The sequence below is a fragment of the Nucisporomicrobium flavum genome (genome assembly GCF_016464385.1).
GTDB lineage: Bacteria > Actinomycetota > Actinomycetes > Mycobacteriales > Micromonosporaceae > Actinoplanes > Actinoplanes flavus_A.
Genome location: NZ_JADMLH010000017.1, coordinates 35,560 through 53,091, shown reverse-complemented (window position 1 = coordinate 53,091; position 17,532 = coordinate 35,560). Strand labels below are relative to the sequence as shown.

At 73.2% G+C, this 17,532-nt stretch carries 12 protein-coding genes; 8 read left to right on the top strand and 4 right to left on the bottom strand.

Annotated elements, in window-relative coordinates:
• Positions 1-44: 44 nt before the first annotated feature.
• Together IT780_RS31595 and IT780_RS31590 are read right to left on the bottom strand one after the other, a co-directional pair.
• A complete protein-coding gene (locus IT780_RS31595) occupies positions 45-692 on the bottom strand; it encodes a hypothetical protein (RefSeq protein WP_199515485.1) in 648 nt (215 codons plus the stop codon).
• A gap of 30 nt (positions 693-722) precedes the next feature.
• Positions 723-2,153 (bottom strand): GGDEF domain-containing protein, encoded by a 1,431-nt coding sequence (locus IT780_RS31590; protein ID WP_199515484.1) that lies wholly within the window; start codon positions 2,151-2,153, stop codon positions 723-725.
• 144 nt (positions 2,154-2,297) lie between these two features.
• On the opposite strand from IT780_RS31590, the gene IT780_RS31585 reads away from it, so the two are divergent.
• From IT780_RS31585 to IT780_RS31560, 6 genes are all read left to right on the top strand, one after another.
• Positions 2,298-5,708 (top strand): patatin-like protein, encoded by a 3,411-nt coding sequence (locus tag IT780_RS31585; protein WP_199515483.1) that lies wholly within the window; start codon positions 2,298-2,300, stop codon positions 5,706-5,708.
• 625 nt (positions 5,709-6,333) lie between these two features.
• Positions 6,334-7,476 (top strand): sensor histidine kinase, encoded by a 1,143-nt coding sequence (locus tag IT780_RS31580; RefSeq protein WP_199515482.1) that lies wholly within the window; start codon positions 6,334-6,336, stop codon positions 7,474-7,476.
• Positions 7,473-8,120 carry a response regulator gene (locus IT780_RS31575; protein WP_199515481.1) on the top strand — a complete coding sequence of 216 codons (648 nt, stop codon included), beginning with the start codon at positions 7,473-7,475 and terminating at the stop codon, positions 8,118-8,120. The genes IT780_RS31580 and IT780_RS31575 overlap by 4 nt, the downstream gene beginning before the upstream one ends.
• 81 nt (positions 8,121-8,201) lie before the next feature.
• The gene (locus IT780_RS31570) at positions 8,202-9,827 is read left to right on the top strand and encodes a methyl-accepting chemotaxis protein (RefSeq protein WP_199515480.1); all 1,626 of its coding nucleotides are present in this window, start codon (positions 8,202-8,204) and stop codon (positions 9,825-9,827) included.
• A 134-nt stretch (positions 9,828-9,961) separates the two neighbouring features.
• Positions 9,962-11,578, top strand: coding sequence for a methyl-accepting chemotaxis protein (locus tag IT780_RS31565; RefSeq protein WP_199515479.1), 1,617 nt, complete (start codon positions 9,962-9,964; stop codon positions 11,576-11,578).
• A gap of 27 nt (positions 11,579-11,605) precedes the next feature.
• A complete protein-coding gene (locus tag IT780_RS31560) occupies positions 11,606-11,824 on the top strand; it encodes a hypothetical protein (protein WP_199515478.1) in 219 nt (72 codons plus the stop codon).
• A gap of 51 nt (positions 11,825-11,875) precedes the next feature.
• Here IT780_RS31560 and fdhA read toward each other — a convergent pair whose 3' ends face one another.
• Positions 11,876-13,123 carry a formaldehyde dehydrogenase, glutathione-independent gene (gene fdhA / locus IT780_RS31555; protein WP_199515477.1) on the bottom strand — a complete coding sequence of 416 codons (1,248 nt, stop codon included), beginning with the start codon at positions 13,121-13,123 and terminating at the stop codon, positions 11,876-11,878.
• 184 nt (positions 13,124-13,307) lie between these two features.
• Here fdhA and IT780_RS31550 point away from each other — a divergent pair, with 184 nt between their 5' ends.
• Both IT780_RS31550 and IT780_RS31545 read left to right on the top strand, forming a co-directional pair.
• Positions 13,308-15,395, top strand: coding sequence for a M14 family zinc carboxypeptidase (locus tag IT780_RS31550; RefSeq protein ID WP_199515476.1), 2,088 nt, complete (start codon positions 13,308-13,310; stop codon positions 15,393-15,395).
• 59 nt (positions 15,396-15,454) lie between these two features.
• Positions 15,455-16,414 carry an EamA family transporter gene (locus IT780_RS31545; RefSeq protein ID WP_199515475.1) on the top strand — a complete coding sequence of 320 codons (960 nt, stop codon included), beginning with the start codon at positions 15,455-15,457 and terminating at the stop codon, positions 16,412-16,414.
• 13 nt (positions 16,415-16,427) lie between these two features.
• Here IT780_RS31545 and IT780_RS31540 read toward each other — a convergent pair whose 3' ends face one another.
• A complete protein-coding gene (locus tag IT780_RS31540) occupies positions 16,428-17,435 on the bottom strand; it encodes a beta family protein (RefSeq protein WP_199515474.1) in 1,008 nt (335 codons plus the stop codon).
• Positions 17,436-17,532: the final 97 nt, after the last annotated feature.

The following is a 17,532-nucleotide window of genomic DNA, read 5'->3' as shown; positions in this document are numbered from 1 at the left end:
CGTCTTGAACGAATCGGCCTTGAACGAATCGGCCGTGGCCCGGGTCAGCGGCGCAGGCCCACGGAGACGAGCACGGCGCGGCCCATCTCCGCGGCCGGGCGCAGCACGGCGTCCTGCACCCACCGTCCGGCGGCGGCCACCGTCCGGTACACGGGCACGACCGTGTGCCGCCACACCCATCGCACGGCGAGCCCCACCGGCCGCAGCAGCCACCGGTAGACCTGCCACAGCACCCAGCCCGCGCCCCGCCAGCCGGGCACCAGCACCCACCTGGCGAACCCGCGCGCCACCGCGGCGATGCCGTTGCCGATGACCACCAGGACGGGCGTGACGACGGCCAGCAACCAGCCCACCGGGATCACCAGGAGGTACCGCACGAGGAATGCCAGCGGCCGCACCACGATCCACCGCCGCTGCCAGAGCCACCGGCCCAGCCAGGTCACCGGCACGACGACCAGCCACCGCCACAGCCATTGGCCCGGTACGGCGACGAGGTAGTGCCACAGGAACGACACCGGGACCACGATCAGGTGGTGTCCGAGCCAGGCGAGGGGCCGGCCCACCCACCGGGCGAGGAACCGCCCGATGACGCCCAGCAGCTCCCACAGCAGGCGGAAGGGGAGCACGAAGATCACCGCGAGCACCCGGACGGGCCAGTCGATCCAGGCAGGGGGCCGCGGTGCTTCGTTCATGGCCGCCCACGGTAGCGGATCAGGGCATCCCTACCCGAGGGGTACGACGGCGTCGCGCCGGCGGCTGCGGTGGCCGGCCTTCTCCCGGTACATCTCGGTGTCGGCTGCGGCCAGCAGGTCGTCCGACGTGGTGTACTGCGGGCCGACCCGGGCGTGGCCCACGCTGACGTCGACGTGCAGGTCGTGGCCGTCGAACGGCATCGGGGCGCTGACCGCCTCCCGCAGCCGGCGGGCCATCGCCGCCGCGTCGACGGCGGAGTCGGTGACCACGACGAACTCGTCGCCGCCGAGCCGCGCCACGGTGTCGCCGGTACGGGCCTGCAGCCGCAGCCGCCGGGCCACCTCGGTGAGCACGAAGTCGCCGGCGGCGTGGCCGTACCGGTCGTTGATCGCCTTGAAGCCGTCCAGGTCGAGGAAGTGCACGAGCACGTCGTCGCCGCGGTCCAGCGCCGCCGCGAGCCGGGCGTGCAGGTCCTGCCGGTTGATGAGGCCGGTGAGGTCGTCGTGGGTGGCCCGGTGGGCGAGCGTCGAGCGGGCCCGTTCCTGCTCGCGGACGACGAGCGTGAACCGGACCAGGATGATCACGGTGAGCAGCACCATCGCGGTCAGCAGGGCGCCGCGGCTGATCGTGTCGTCGGTGACGCGCGTGACGGCAAGCGCCGGCAGGGCGAGGAGGGCGACGCCCAGGAAGACGACCCGGGCCGGGTGCAGACGTTCGGTGTCCGCCGCGACGGGCGTGCCGTCCGGCGTCCCGGGGTGCCACAGCGCCGCGGCGAACAGGCTGTTGGCCAGCAGCAGCAGCGCGTCCAGGCGGTCGACGCCGAGGTCGGCCAGCCACGCCGGGCTCACCGAGAGGAACACGTCGGCGAGGAAGGTGACGGTCAGCGCGGCGAGCATGGAACGCAGCGGGCCGCGGCGGCCGCCGGGCGCGAAGACCAGCATCGCGCCGGTGGCGAAGAGCAGCACGTCGCCGAAGGGGTAGAAGGCGGTGACGACCACCGCCGGCGACAGCGCGTTGTCCCGGAACGCCGGCAGGATCATGAACTGCCAGAAGAGGGTGCCCACCACGGTCGCCATGGCGAGGCCGTCCAGCGCCGCCTCGCGCAGCCGGCCGGGCGCGCGCCGCCGTACGGTGACCAGCAGGCCGGCGGCCAGCAGCGGGTAGCCCAGCACCCACAGCCCGTCGGCGGCGGAGACGTCGCCGAGGCCGCCCAGCGTCCAGTCGAGCAGCAGGTACAGCAGGTCGCCGGTGAGCCACGTGGTCAGCGCGCCCGCGATCAGCGCGTGCGGCAGCCGGGCCGGCCCGGTGCTCGCGCGGACCGCCAGCCACGCCAGCACCACGACGGCACTGAACCCGGCCGTGTACGCCACCTGGGCCACCACGGACCCGGGCGCGAGCACCGTCGGCACCCCGGCGACCAGCGCGATCGCGGGTACGGCCCGGGCGGGCATGCGTTCCATGCCGGGTCCATCGGCCGCCGTGCGCCGCTGGTGAGCGGTCGGCCGAGGATCAACCTGTCCGCAACCGGTCCGCCAGGTATCACCGGCGCGGCGCGCGTATCCGTTTGGTGCCCCCCAAGTGCTCCAGACTGCCGGAGGCGCGTTGTGAGTGTTCCCACCATTCCCGTTCCGCCCGCCGCGAAGACCACGGCCGCCGAGGCCGGCATCACCACGGTGCCGGACGAGGTGGTCCCGCGGCGGCCGGACCTGACCACGCGCGCCGGGGCCGCCGCGGACGGGGGTCCCCGGCCGGCCACGCTGGCGACCCAGGAGCTGCGGCTGGCCCTCGCCTTCACCGGCGGCGTGAGCCTTGCGGTGTGGATGGGCGGCGTCGCGCGCGAGCTCGACCTGCTGGTGCAGGCCAGTGCCCAGCGCCGGCCCCGGGACCCGCTGCCGCAGCCCGAGGAGCGGGGCCATGCGCGGCGGCTGCGCGACCGCTACCAGCGGCTGCTGGAGCTGATGGACGTCCAGGCCGGCGTGGACGTGCTCGCCGGCACCAGCGCGGGCGGCATCAACGCCGCCCTGCTCGGCCTGACCGGCGCCCGCCGCCTCGGCCTGGGCGCGCTGCGCGACATCTGGCTGGAGGCCGGGGACGTCGGGCGGCTGCTGCGCGACCCCGGCGAACCCGCGCCGCCGTCGCTGCTCAGGGGCGACGACCAGATGCTGACGGCGCTGAACTCCGGCATCCGGGCGATCCTCCGCGGGCAGGAGGAGGTGCCGGAGCCGCGCAGGACCGACGTCTTCATCACCACCACGCTGCTGGCGCCGGAGATCGGCCGGTTCACCGACGATTACGGTACGCAGATCGGCGACACCGACCACCACGCGCTGTTCCACTTCGACGAGCGCACGCTCGCCGGCGACATCGCGGCCCCGCTCGCCCTGGCCGCCCGCAGCAGCGCCTCCTTCCCCGGCGCCTTCGAGCCGTCGTTCGTGCCGGTCGGCCGCGGTGCCGCCGGGGAACTCGACGACCTGCACCCGGACATGGCGCCGTACGTGGACGCGACCCGTTCGCACTGGGCGGCGGACGGCGGCCTGCTCGTCAACCGCCCGATCGCGCCCGTGCTGCAGACGATCTTCGACCGCGAGGGGGACCGGCACGTCCGCCGCGCCCTGCTGTACGTCGTACCGTCCAGTGTCCCGGCCGCCGCACCGCCGGAGTGCCGCAGGTCGCGGCCGCCGGATCTGGCCGCCGCCCTGCTGGCCGATCTGAGCGCGACGATGAACCAGTCCATCGCGGCCGACCTCGCCGCCATCAAGGAACACAACGATCGGGTACGGGCGATGGCCGACACCCGCCTGCGGCTCGCGGTCCTCGCCGGGCGGCTGGGCGACGGTGGCCTGCTCACCGACCCGGGCGCCTGGGCCGACTACCGGCGGCGGCAGGGGAACTGGCTGGTGGCGCCGCTTCTCGCCGAGATCGCCCGGCAGCTGCCCACGCTGTGGCCGGAGGGCGCGGAGGGGCCGTTCCTGCCCGGCACGGACCAGATGGAGGCCCTGCGCTCGGCGGCCGTCGACGCGGTCACCGCGCGCTGGCCGGCCCGGCCGCCCGGAACCGAGGCGGAGGCGGTCGAGGCGGCGGTGGCCCTCGGCCGGCCCGCCTTCGACGCGGCGAAGGCCACCGTGCTGCGCCTCGTCCGGCTGGGCTACACGCTGGCGGGCACGGTCGACGACCGGCAGGCCTTCGCCCACGCGGCCATGTTCGTGCTGCGGCCGCTCAGCGAGACCCGGCAGACGCAGCTCGGCTCGTTCGTCCGGACCCACCTCGGCCCGGCGACCAGCCACGGCTCCATCGCGGCCCTGCCCGGTGACGTGGCGGAGCTGGCCACGGCGTACGCACGGATGCAGGGGTCCGAGGACGAGCTGCGCGCCGCGTGGCGGGAGCTCACCCGGGTGGTCACCCTGGTCGCGGACCGGCTGCGGCGGCTCGCCCGGGACGCGGTGGCGGCGGACCGGCCGGCCCCCGACGGCGCCCGCCCGTCCGCGTCCCAGCAGCGCGCGGCGGCCGGCGAGGAGATCCGGTCCTACCTCGCGGTCCTGGGCGGCCCCGAGCCGGTACGGATGCTGCTGGACCTGCACGTGGCCGTACGCTCCGTGCTGCCCGTGCTGCAGGAGGTCGAGCAATTCGTCGAGCTGATCCAGGTCAGCGCCGACACCCGCAGCGGCCTCGCGCCCAGCCACCCGACCGCGGCGAGCAAGCTGACCGGCCTGCAGGTGCACCACTTCGGGGCCTTCTACAAGCGGTCGTGGCGCGCCAACGACTGGATGTGGGGCAGGCTCGACGGCTGCGGCTGGCTCGTGCACCTGCTCCTCGATCCGCGGCGGATCCTGGCCGTCCTCGAGAACGACGGGGTTCCGGTGGGCCGGCGCGCGGAGACGTTCACCGGCCGGATGGCGGAGTCGTTCGGCCGGCCGGTGCCGGGGGAACACCGCGCCGCCCTGCGGTTCCTGGACGACGAGACGCTGCCCGTCCCGCCCAGTCTGCCGGGCCTGGCGATGTGGTTGGCCGAGGTGCTCCAGGGCGACATCGCCACCGAGGAGCTGCGCGTGGTCGCCGCCGAGGTACGCAAGGAGGGCGGCCGGGCACAGTGGCTGCGGGACTTCGACGCGTGGGCCGCGCAGGAGCAGCCGTCGCGCGAGGAGACCGGCAGGGTGCTCGACTCCTGCCCGGTCGCCGGCGAGACCCTGCGGGAGGAGGCGCGGCGGCGTACGCCGTTGTTCCTGCGGACGGCCACGCGGGCGGCGGCGGTGGCCACGGCGGCCGGCACCGGGATGCGGGAGCCGCCGCGCTCGCTGCGGCCGACGTTCGCCACGGCGCGGGCGGTGACGCGGACGGCGTACCAGGCCGTGGACCGCAGCTCCGGCCGGCGGGGCCCGATGGTGCTCACCGGCCTGGCCCTGCTCGCCTGCGGCGTGCTGGCCCTGCTGACGGACATCACCCTGCTGGGCATGACCGGCGTGGTCGCCTGCACCACGGGCGCGCTGGTGCTGGCGCTCAGCCTCGGACCCGGAGCGGCCGGGGCGCTGCGGACGCTCGCGCTGCTCGCGGCCCTGCTGCTCGGCGCCGCGCCGTGGCTTCCCTGGCTGCGTACCCGGCTGTTCTCGGGGCTGGACGCGGCGGTCGGCGCCGTCCAGGACCACCCGTGGGCCTGGCCCGTCGTGCTCTTCCTCCTGCTGCTGCCGCCGCTCACCGTCGTCGCCGACCTCGCCGGCAAGCTGCGGCCGGTCCGGCGGCGCGGGAAGCCGGGGGCCGCCGCCACGGCCCCCGGCGACCGGCCGTCACAGCGTCCGGGCGCGCCGGGCCGCTCGGATCCCCACGACCGCGAGCGGGGCGAACAGGGCGGTGAAGACCAGGCCGTACACCAGCGTCAGGCTCACCGGCACGGTGAACATCCCGACCAGCGCGACTACGTAAACAGCGCTCGCCCACCAGCCCACGACGCCGGCCCGCGCCAGCCCGGCGTAGAGCAGCAGCAGGCCGAGAAAGCCCAGCATCGAGACGTCGCGCCACGGTGAGAGCAGCGAGCTGGCGTCGACGGCGTCCGAGACGCGGACCGCCACGTCCATGCCGGCGTTGCGGCCGAGGACCATGCGCCACCAGTCGTCCTTCACGGCGCCGGAGATGTTCAGCATCGTCAGCGTCGCCGCGAGGGTGCCGATCAGTGTGAGCAGGCGCCCCCGTACGCCCCGGACCAGCAGCGGGACGACGAGCAGCCCGACCCCGGTCAGCATGTTCGAGTAGTGCAGGAACAGCGCGGACACCTGGGTCTGCGTGGTGTCGCGGGCCAGCGAGGCGATGTAGTCCGCGGTCGCCGGTCCGTCCTGGTGCGGGCTGGTCAGCATGCCCGCGAAGGTCAGGACGGGGCCGGCCACCAGCAGGGTGCCCGCGGCCCGGTGGAGGAACCTGCGGGTCTGCAGGGAACCGTCGGTCGCGGCGGCCTGGGGCTGGACGGTGGTGGTCACTGTGGTGCTCCGTTCGTGGTGCCGTGGTTGACGAGGACCACCCTGCCGATCCCGCCGCCGCCGCCGCGTCCGCCGAGGCGTACCGTCCCTGACCTGCTCGTTCCCCCGAACCGGCTACCGGCGGGGTCCGTCGTTAGGCGGACTCGGCGGCCCCGCGGCGTCCGTACGATCGGCAGGCGTGACCCCTCTGAGATGGCGCGACCCGCGCGTCGTGCCGCTGGTCCTCGGCCCGGTCGTCGGCCTCCTGGCGATCGCGGAGGTGGGCCTCGACGACGCCTTCGCCGCGCACCGGGCCGCGGTGCTGGTGCCCGGGCTGCTGCTCGGCGCGGGCATCGTGCTGGCCGCCCGGCTCCCGCTCGCGGGCGCGCTGATCGCCGCCGCCTGCTTCCCGCTCGGGCTGCTGGTCGGCGCGCCGGACATCGGCGGCGCCGGGCTGATCGGGCTCATCGGCGTGACCGCCTGGTCCGGCTGGCGGCTGCCGCCGCGGCGGTCCGGCATCGCGCTGGCCGCGGCCATGGCGGCCGGGGTCGCGACCTCGCTGCTGGCCGGCCAGTCCGCCTGGGAGGCCATCTTCCAGCCGGCCATCCTGCTGCCCGGCTGGGCGCTCGGCCTGCAGAGCCGGATCAACGGCGAGCGGGCGGCCGAACTGACCCGGCTCGCGGCGGCCCTGGACGCCGAGCGGGAACGCAACGCGCACGCCGCGGTGGCCTCCGAGCGCACCCGCATCGCCCGTGAGGTGCACGACGCGGTAGCCCACTCGGTGAGCGTGATGACCCTGCAGCTCGGCGGACTGCGCCGGATGCTCGACGACCCGGAGCACCGCGAGATCGTGCACAACCTGGAACGGCTCGGCCGGCAGTCGGTGGAGGAGATGCGCGGGCTGGTCGGCATTCTCCGCGAGCGGGCCGCGGGCACACCGGCCCCGGAGCCGTCGCTGGGCCGGGCCGCGGACCTGGTCGGCGAGGTACGGGCGGCCGGCCTGCCGGTCGAGCTGGAGGTGGCCGGCGAGCGCTCCGGCGTGCCGCGGCTGCTGGACGCCTCGGCGTACCGGGTGCTGCAGGAGGCGCTGACGAACGTGCTGCGCCACAGCGGGCCGGTGCCCACGCGGGTACGGATCGCGTACGGCACCGGGCAGGTGTCGCTGTCCGTGGTGAACGACCCCGGCACCGCGCCGGCCGAGGAGCCGGGCCACGGTGGTCACGGGCTGGTCGGCATGCGCGAACGGGTGTCGCTGTTCCGGGGCTCCCTGCGCGCCGGTCCCGAACCGGACGGCGGTTTCGCGGTCCGCGCGACCTTCCCCCTCGGCCAGGTGGCGTCGTGATCCGGGTGGCGCTCGTCGACGACGAGGCGATGATCCGGGTCGGGCTGCGGATGGTGCTCAGCGGCGAGGACGACATCGAGGTGGTGGGCGAGGCCGCCGACGGCGACGAGGCGGCCGCCCTGGTCGGGAGGCTGCGACCGGACGTGGTGCTGATGGACGTCCGGATGGCCCGGATGGACGGCCTGACCGCCGCCCGGCGGATCTGCGCCGAGTTCCCGGACAGCAAGGTCGTCATCCTCACCACCTTCGACGAGGACGAGCACGTGGCGGCCGCGCTGCGCGCCGGGGTGAGCGGCTTCCTGCTCAAGGTGGCGCCGCCGGAGCAGCTGGTGGAGGCGGTCCGCACGGTCGCGGCCGGGAAGGGCCTGCTGGATCCGGCCGTCACCCTGCGCGTGATCGCCGCGTTCGCCGGCCAGGAGCCGCCGGCCCCGCCCGGTCCGGCGCTCGAGCAGCTCACGCCCCGGGAACAAGAAGTCCTGCGGCTGCTCGCCGAGGGGCTGACCAACGCCGAGATCGCCGCGCGGATGTACCTGGGGGAGGCGACCGTCAAGACGCACCTGTCGCGCATCCTCATGAAGCTCGGGCTGAAGACCCGCGTGCAGGCCGTCGTGTACGCGTACCGCACAGGCCTGGCCGGCACCTGAAAGATCACCAAGCCTCAACCGGCTCACCCGCCCGCCGATAGGGACGCTCACATCCACGTGGGACCCACCGGAGGGGCATCGATGGCACGACGGGCACGTACGGCGGACGGCGAACACGGCGGCTGGATCGCGAACCTCCGCGTCGGTGTCAAGATCGGCCTGGCGCTCGTCGTGTCGCTGCTGGCCGGCGGCGTGGTCGCGGCCGTGGGCCTGCTGGCGCTCGGTACGGCCAACGCGAACGCCCACGCCATCTACGAGGAGAACCTGAAGCCCTCCGCCGCCCTCGCCGCCGCCCAGGGCTCCTTCGACGACGAGCAGTTCATGCTCGCCCTGGCGACCGTGTCGGACGAGCGGCCCGAGTCCGAGGCGAAGGTCGCCGAGGCCCGGCGTGCCGCCACGGCCCTGGCGGCGGGCGTCTACACCTACAAGTCGCTGGGGCTGCAGGGCACGAAGGGTCAGCTGATCGCCCGCCTCGAGAAGGACCTGCTCGCCTTCAACAGCGCCCGCGACGCCCAGCTCGTACCGGCCGCGCTGGCCGGCGACGGCGACACCTTCGAGCACGGGTACGAGACCGTCGTCGAGCCCCTCGCGAAGCAGGTGAACGCCGACTTCGACGCGCTGCGCGAGTTCGAGGCCGCCAACGCCCAGCGGGCCACCGCCGCGACGGGCGACGCGTACCGCAGCAGCCGCACGCTGATGCTCGGGTGCCTGGTCGCCGGCTTCGCCGTGGCGGCGCTGCTGGGATGGCTGACGGTCCGGCGCATCACCGGGCCGCTGCGCCAGGTCAGCGCCACGCTGGCACGGGTGGCCGACGGCGACCTCACCGGTACGGTGCCCGTCCGCTCGCGTGACGAGGTCGGGATGATGGCGGCCGCGGTGAACCGGGCCACCGCGAACATGCGCGACACCGTGCAGTCGCTGGGCCTGGCCTCCCAGTCGCTGGCCGCCGCGGCGGAGGAGCTGTCGGCGACCAGCGACCAGATCGCGGGCAACGCGGAGCGGTCCAGCACCCAGGCCGACGGCGTGGCGGCCGCCGCGGAGCAGATCCGCGCCAACGTGGAGACCGTCGCGGCCGGCTCGGAGCAGATGGGCGCCTCCGTCCGCGAGATCGCCGAGAACGCGTACCAGGCCGCCGCTGTCGCCGGCGAGGCCGTGACGATGGCCGCCACCACGAACGAGACGGTCGCCAAGCTGGGTACCTCGTCGGCGGAGATCGGCAACGTCGTCAAGCTCATCACGGCGATCGCCGAGCAGACCAACCTGCTGGCGCTCAACGCCACGATCGAGGCGGCCCGCGCGGGCGACGCCGGCAAGGGCTTCGCCGTGGTCGCCAGCGAGGTCAAGGACCTGGCGCAGGAGACCGCCAAGGCCACCGAGGACATCGGCACCCGGGTGACCGCCATCCAGGCGGACACCGGCACGGCGATCACCGCGATCGGGGAGATCGGCGAGATCATCTCCCGGATCAGCGACTACCAGACCACGATCGCCGCCGCGGTCGAGGAGCAGACGGCGACCACCGGCGAGATGAACCGGGGCGTCGGCGAGGCGGCCGCCGGGATCGGTCAGATCGCCGACGGCATCGGGACACTCGCCGGGGCGACCCGCCTGACGACCGAGAGCGTCGGCGACTCGCAGCGCGCGGCCGGCGAGCTCGCGCGCATGTCGGCCGAGCTTCAGGCCCTGGTGACCACCTTCCGGGTATGACCGCAACGGGGTGGCAACCGAGCGGGTGAGACCGCCGGAGCAGAACGAGGAGTGACATTTCCCTGCGGAGACTCGCGCCGATAGGCAGGCTGACATTGATCAAGCCTGTGCGGCGGGGAACCCGGAGGAAACAGATGGCACGACGGCGGTCGGCAGCGGAGAACGGCACGACGGGAAGCTGGTTCGGCAACCTCGGCGTCGGCGTGAAGATCAGCCTGGCTCTGCTCGTGTCCCTGCTGGCCGGCGGCGTGGTGGCCGCCGTGGGTCTCGTCGCGCTGAGCAAGGCGAACGCCAACGCGATCGAGATCTACGAGGAGAACCTCAAGCCGTCCGCCGCCCTCGCCGCCGCGCAAGGCTCGTTCGACGACGAGCTGTTCGACCTGGCCATGGCCAACATCTCCGCCGAGGCCTCCGAAACCCAGGAACGGCTGAGCTCGGCCAAGCAGTCGGCGTCGCTGGTGCAGGCCGGGGTGGACGACTATGCGGCACTGGGCCTCGAGCCCGCGCAGCAGTCGCCGATGACCGCCCTGAAGCAGGGCCTGACCGCCTTCAACACCGCCCGCGACACCCGGCTCGTTCCCGCGGTCCTGGGGGACGACCCGGCCGCGTTCGACAAGGCGTACGACGGCACCGTGGCGGTGATCGACCAGGTGAACGGCGCTTTGGACGCCCTCGCCCGATTCGAGGCCGACAGCGCCGCGGACGCGGCCTCCGCGACGACCGACGCCTACCGCACCAGCCGGACGACCATGATCATCTGTCTGACGGTCGGGCTGGCGGTGGCCGCGCTGCTGGGCTGGGTGACGGTCCGGCGGATCACCGGGCCGCTGGGGCAGGTCAGCGCCACGCTGATCCGGGTCGCCGAGGGCGATCTCACCGGTACGGTCCCGGTGCGCTCCCGCGACGAGGTGGGCACGATGGCCGGCGCCCTGAACCGGGCCACCGGAAACATGCGCGACACCGTCCAGTCGCTGGGCCAGGCATCGCAGTCGCTGGCCGCCGCTGCGGAGCAGCTCTCGACCGCCAGCACGCAGATCGCCGGGAGCGCGGAGCAGTCGAGCAGCCAGGCGGGCAACGTCGCGGCCGCCGCGGAGCAGATCCGCCGCAACGTGGAGACCGTCTCGGCCGGGTCCGAGGAGATGAGCGCGTCCATCCGGGAGATCGCCGAGAACGCCAACCAGGCCGCCCGGGTCGCCGGCGAGGCGGTGACGATGGCCCGGACGACGAACACGACCGTCGCCAGCCTCGGCACGTCCTCCGCCGAGATCGGCAACGTGGTCAAGCTGATCACTTCGATCGCGGAACAGACCAACCTGCTGGCCCTGAACGCCACGATCGAGGCCGCACGGGCCGGTGACGCCGGCAAGGGCTTCGCGGTGGTCGCCAGCGAGGTCAAGGACCTGGCCCAGGAGACCGCCAAGGCCACCGAGGACATCAGCGCCCGGGTGACGGCGATCCAGGCGGACACCGACACCGCCATCGCGGGGATCGGTGAGATCATCGACCGGATCAGCGACTACCAGACCACGATCGCCACCGCCGTCGAGGAGCAGACCGCCACCACCGGCGAGATGAGCCGCGGCGTCAGCGAGGCGGCCGGCGGGGTCAACCACATCGCCGGGGGGATCGAGACGCTCGCCACGGCGACCCGGGTGACCACCGAGAGCGTCGGGGAGTCCCAGCGCGCGGCCCGCGACCTGGCCCGGATGTCCGGCGAACTGCAGCAGCTGGTCGGCACGTTCCGGGTGTGAGCCGGCGGACCGTCCGATACTGGGAGCATGGCCGTACCCGTGGAGATGCGCAGGTGCCCGCGCTGCGGGCACCTGACCCGTGCCGACCGGATGGTCAAGGGGTTCGGCCGCGACTGTGCCGCCCAGCTCGGGCTGACCGCACGCTCGGTCGACACCGGTCATGTCGGGCCCGACCTGTTCGACCTGCTCGCGGAGGAACCGGCCGACGCCTGCGACGGCTGGGACCGGCCGGCGGACCGGGCCTGAGGCGGACCCCGCGTGCTGCCGCGCCGGAGGGCCGGCGCGGCAGCCGGGTGGTCAGGCGGCTCGGCGACCCACCATGCCGTGCGGGTCGAGGACGTACTTGCGGGCCGCGCCCTGGTCGAAGTCGCGGTAGCCCTCCGGGGCCTCGTCCAGCGGGATCGCGGTGGCGTTGACGTTCTTCGCGATCTGCACCCGGTCGTGCAGGATCGCCATCATCAGCTCGCGGTTGTACTTCATCACCGGGCACTGGCCGGTGACGAACGAGTGCGACTTGGCCCACCCGAGGCCGAGCCGGATGGACAGCGAGCCCTGCTTGGCCGCCTCGTCCACGCCGCCCGGGTCGCCGGTGACGTAGAGGCCGGGCACGCCGATCGCGCCGCCCGCCCGGGTCAGGTCCATCAGCGAGTTGAGCACGGTCGCGGGCATCTCCGTCTGCGCGTTCTCGCCGTGCCCGCGGGCCTCGAAGCCCACGGCGTCGACGGCGGCGTCGACCAGCGGCTGGCCGATCGCCGGCGCGTCGTGACCGAGGATCTGCTGCACCTGCTCGACCGGGTCGCCGGCGGACACGTCGACGGTCTCGCAGCCGAAGCTGTGCGCCTGCTCCAGCCGTTCCTTGTTGAGGTCGCCGACGATCACCACGGCCGCGCCGAGCAGGAACGCCGACGTCGCGGCGGCCAGCCCGACCGGGCCCGCGCCCGCGATGTAGACGGTCGAGCCGGTGGTGACCCCCGCGGTGACGCAACCGTGGTACCCGGTGGGGAAGATGTCGGCGAGCATGGCCAGGTCGAGGATCTTCTCCATGGCCTGGTCGCGGTCGGGGAACTTGAGCAGGTTCCAGTCGGCGTACGGCACCATGACGTACTCCGCCTGCCCGCCGACCCAGCCGCCCATGTCGACGTAGCCGTACGCCGACCCCGGCCGGTCCGGGTTCACGTTGAGGCACACGCCCGTCCTGCGCTCCTTGCAGTTGCGGCAGCGCCCGCAGGAGATGTTGAACGGCACCGAACACACGTCGCCCACCTTGATGAACTCCACGTCGGACCCGGTGTCGACGACCTCGCCGGTGATCTCGTGGCCGAGCACCAGCCCCTCCGGCGCGGTCGTGCGCCCGCGGACCATGTGCTGGTCGCTGCCGCAGATGTTGGTGGCGACCGTCTTGAGGATCGCGCCGTGCGGCGTACGCCGGCCGACGTTCGCCTTGTTGACGCCGGGGCCGTCCTTCATCTCGTACGTGGGGTAGTCGCCGTCCCGGACCTCCACCACGCCGGGGCCCTGGTAGACAACCGCTCTGTTGCCTGGCATCTCGCGCCTCCTGGGATCGACTGACGCTGTTGGCGGCCATGTTTCTCGCGCGCCGGGGCAAAGAGAACCGTCGATAGTGACGAGACACGCGGATAGTCGCAATGCCCCGCATACCGCTGCGTTGACATCCGCCGGTGCGTGGGATGGGGTGACAACGACATCCTTCGATGGCGCAGGAGGTTCGATGATCCGGCTCCGCTGGCCGGCCGCCGCCGTGGTGCTCACCGTGGCGACCGCCCTCGTCCCACCCGCGGCGAACGCCGCGCCCGCCCCGCCGCCCGCGCCCGCCGCGGAAACCGTGCAGCTGGCCATGGGCGAGCACGCCCTCGTCCGCTTCCGCCTGCCCGATGAGGCCGCGCTGCAGCGCCTGGTCGCGTCCGGCGCCGACCTCGCCGCGCGCCCCCGGACCGTGCCCGGGGCGGTGCTGGCCGACGTCGTCGTGGACGACCGGCAGTTCGCCGCGCTGACCACCGCCGGGGCCGTGCCCGTCCAGCTGATCCAGCGGCAGTCCGACGCCGCCCGCCTGCTCGCCCGCAGCCGCGGCGCCGCCGAGGCGCAGGCCGCCGACACGCTGCAGTTCCTGCAGGCGTACTGGTGGACCACCAACGGGCGCACGTTCCTGCAGACCCAGGTCGCGACGACCGCCACCGACGACCCGGACGTCGAGATCACGGTGACGTGGCGGACGGCCGACGGCGCCACCGGGTCGTACCCGCTGGTGCGCTTCGAGGACTCGGGCGAATACCAGTACCACTACGCGCTGCCGCAGCCGCTGCCCGCGCGCCCCGTGCAGGTCACCGCGACCTCGAGCCTGGGCGGGACGTCGCGCGCCGTGACCCCGGCGCCGTGGCCGAACGCCACCCCACCCGCGCAGCCGGGCGGCTACCAGAAGGACTTCGTCGACGCGTACCTGACGCCGGCCGACATCAGCGCGCGGATCAGGCGGCTGGCCCGGCAGTACCCGGCGCTCGTCGACGTGATCAACCTGCCGGACCGGACCCAGGGCTACCGGCGTACGGCGTCCGCGTACCTCGGTGACCCGGCCGCCGCCGCGGTGGTCGTGGAGTCCGTCCGCTTCGGTGACCAGGGCATGAACGGCGTGCAGGTGCGTACCGTCGATCCCGGCGCGCCGGACCGGCCGCTGGCTGCCACGTACCGGAACCGGGTTCTGACGGTCCGGCTCGCCACCGACTCCGGCGGCAAGGTGATCAGCACGACCGACGACGTGGCCGCCTTCATCTCGGCGCGCTACCCGCAGCGGTTCCGCGCGTTCGTGGAGGAGGGCTCGGCCGGGCTGCCGATGCCGGTCGCCGGACCGGTACGCCTCGACGACGGCCTCGAGGGCACGGAGGTGTCGAAGCGCCCCTGGACCGTGCAGGCGTTGCGCATCGGCAAGGTCCGCGATGGCTCGAAGATCGGCGTGCTGGCGTATTCGCAGGAGCACGCGCGGGAGTGGGCGACGCCGCTGGTGACGCTCGAGTTCGCCGAGCGGCTGCTGGCCAACTACGCGACCGACCCGGCCACCCGCGCGCTGGTGGACTCGGTGGACGTGTTCGTGATCCCGACGGTCAACCCGGACGGCGCCAACTACTCGTTCAACGACTTCAACTTCCAGCGCAAGAACCTGGTCAACCACTGCACGGGTACGGCCCGTGATCCCCGCTACCGGGACTCGTGGGGCGTGGACGTCAACCGCAACTACGCGGTCGGCTCGTACTTCGACGGCTACGTCGGCGGCAGCCCCAACTGCCTGTCCGGCACGTACGCAGGCACCGGCGAGTTGTCCGAGGCGGAGAGCCGGAACGTGGTCGCGCTCGCCCGCTCGCACCCCAACATCAAGTTCGCCATGAACGTGCACAGCTACGGCGGGTACTTCATGTGGCCGCCGGGGGCGTACAAGGCGGACGGGCGGGTGACGCTGCCCCGGCCGTCGATCGACGAGTCGAAGTTCTTCCTGGACAGCGCGCGGCGCATCGTGGGCGCCATCTCCGCCGAGCGGGGCACGGTGACCTGGCCGGCGTACACCGGGCCGGTCGCCGACGTGCTCTACTCCGCGGCCGGCAACTCCGCCGACCAGCTGTACTACGACCTCGGCATCGACGCCTGGGACTTCGAGGTTGGCAACGACCGCTGGAACGAGGCCACGCAGGAGTGGGAGGGCGTCGGTTTCCAGCCCCCGTTCGACGAGGCGCACGCCGAGGCCCAAGAGTACGCCGGCGGCCTCGTCGAGCTGGTCCGCGTCGCGAGCGAGCAGGAGGGGCGGCAGCGCTGACGCAGGCGGTGTTAGCGTCATGAGCGAAACCTGATTCGCTCGTTACCTCGGGGGTGCCCGTGCGGCCAGCACGCTCCGCCGGCCTGGGCCTGGGACTGGCCCTGCTGTCGGCGGCCACGTTCGGGACGTCGGGCACCTTGGCCCGGTCGCTGATCGACGCGGGCTGGTCGGCGGGCGCCGCCGTGGCCGTCCGCGTCGGCGTCGCGTCGCTGATCCTCGCCGTGCCCGCGGCGCTGTCGCTGCGGGGGCGCTGGGACGTGGCCCGCCGCTCGCTGACCGACGTCGGGCTGTTCGGCCTGCTCGCGGTCGGCGGCGCCCAGCTCGGCTTCTTCAACGCCGTGCGCTACCTGCCGGTCGGGGTCGCGCTGCTGCTCGAGTACTCGGGCATCCTGCTGGTCATGCTGTGGATGTGGCTGCGCCACGGCGAGCGCCCCCGCCGGCTCACGATCGCCGGCGCGGTCGCCGCGGTGATCGGCCTGAGCCTCGTGCTGGACGTCACCGGCGACGCCCGCATCGACCCGGTCGGCGTGCTGTGGGGCCTGATGGCCGCTGTGGGCCTGGCCACGTACTTCGTGCTGTCGGCGCGGGTGCATCCGGAGCTGCCGTCGGTCGCCCTCGCCTGCGGCGGCATGGCGTTCGGCGCCGTGGTGCTGGTGCTGCTGGGCGTCATCGGCGTCCTGCCGCTGGCGGCGACCTTCGGCTCCGTCGACTTCGCCGGGCACCGCACGAGCTGGCTGCTGCCGACCGCCGGGCTGGTCCTGGTCGCGGCGGTGATCGCGTACGTGTCCGGCATCGGCGCCGCCCGCATCCTCGGGGCGGCCCTGTCGTCGTTCGTCGGGCTCACCGAGGTGCTGTTCGCGGTGCTCATCGCCTGGCTCGTGCTGGACGAGCTGCCCGGCGTCATGCAGCTGATCGGCGGCGCGTTCGTGGTCGCGGGCATCGCGCTGGTCCGTCTGGACCAGCTCCCGGGGCGCCAACCCGCGAGCGAGGAGCCGGCGGAGGCGGCCGCCGGCGTCTAGGCTGCTGCTTTGCCTAAGTCGTACCGAGCATCTTGAGCACGTGGGTCAGATGATGCGCTGTGCCCCAGGCGCGCCACAGCATCGGACTACCAGGACCGCCGAACCCCTCGGCGCACCGTGCGATCTCGCCGTCTCCCCAGGAGTAGGCGGCACCCTCGGCCGGCCAGTGGTCTGCTGCGACCAGCGAGGCGCACAGGTCGTACATGGCCTTGTTGCCATTGCCGTCCCGGGCCCACCGGTATATCCACCACACGTCGTCATCCGTGTATCTGATGTTCGGAATCGGGATCCATCCCCCGACGCTCATTGCGGGATGGGCGATGCCGTAGTCGCCGAATCCGAGATCGGGTTCTCGAAGGCGCTTCCAGAGGGCCAGGTCATGTCGGGGCATCGGGGTGGCCGTGTTCGTGGGCAATTCAGCCAACGTTCTGGGCATCGCTCCTGCGGCCACCGTGATGGATTCCCAGGGACAGCGTCGTGCCCAGGCGACGCACTTCCTGACCAGCGGCTCAACTCGGGCGAGTTCGCGCGCCGAACGGATCTCGAGGAAGTCGAGGACAAGGGACGACTGCTCGATCGTCGTTCCTGCCTGCCGGCAGAGCTCGGCTAACTGCCCTTCGACTTCTTCGTCATCTGGATCGGCCGCGTCGCCGCTGAGTCGCACCACGGCCTGACCTGTATGCATCTCCGTAGCCTCCCGCGCTTCGGTCAGCCGGCGGCTGGAGTCGTGCAGGTGGAGGACCGGGCGAACAGGGATGCCCCAGAAGGCGAAATCCTCAGCGATGTCCCGTAGCGGCCCGCGCCGGCTGTCGTCCGGATCGCTCAGATGGCCGACGTCCACGGCGATCGTCACGCCGGGTGGAATCGAGTCGCGGGCCTTCTTGGTGAACGCGTACGCATCCTTGATCGGACTCGAAGATGCCGGCGGCACCTCGAAGATCGGCAAGATATCCGGTGCGAACGCGCCGGGCAGGCGGGCGATGGATCTGAGCTCACCTTCGCGGCCCTTGAGGATGGGCATGTAGACCAAGGCGCACCCCTCGCAGCCATCCACACCTTTCGCTCGATGGTGCACGCTCTGTATCTGTATAGCAACTGTCGGTATGGGAGGGTCCGGG

Coding starts and splice junctions, on each gene's coding strand:
- IT780_RS31550 (WP_199515476.1), top strand. CDS start 13,308: ATGATCCGGCTCCGCTGGCCGGCCGCCGCCGTGGTGCTCACCGTGGCG.
- fdhA (WP_199515477.1), bottom strand. CDS start 13,123: ATGCCAGGCAACAGAGCGGTTGTCTACCAGGGCCCCGGCGTGGTGGAG.
- IT780_RS31590 (WP_199515484.1), bottom strand. CDS start 2,153: ATGGAACGCATGCCCGCCCGGGCCGTACCCGCGATCGCGCTGGTCGCC.
- IT780_RS31570 (WP_199515480.1), top strand. CDS start 8,202: ATGGCACGACGGGCACGTACGGCGGACGGCGAACACGGCGGCTGGATC.
- IT780_RS31540 (WP_199515474.1), bottom strand. CDS start 17,435: ATGCCCATCCTCAAGGGCCGCGAAGGTGAGCTCAGATCCATCGCCCGC.
- IT780_RS31560 (WP_199515478.1), top strand. CDS start 11,606: ATGGCCGTACCCGTGGAGATGCGCAGGTGCCCGCGCTGCGGGCACCTG.
- IT780_RS31595 (WP_199515485.1), bottom strand. CDS start 692: ATGAACGAAGCACCGCGGCCCCCTGCCTGGATCGACTGGCCCGTCCGG.
- IT780_RS31565 (WP_199515479.1), top strand. CDS start 9,962: ATGGCACGACGGCGGTCGGCAGCGGAGAACGGCACGACGGGAAGCTGG.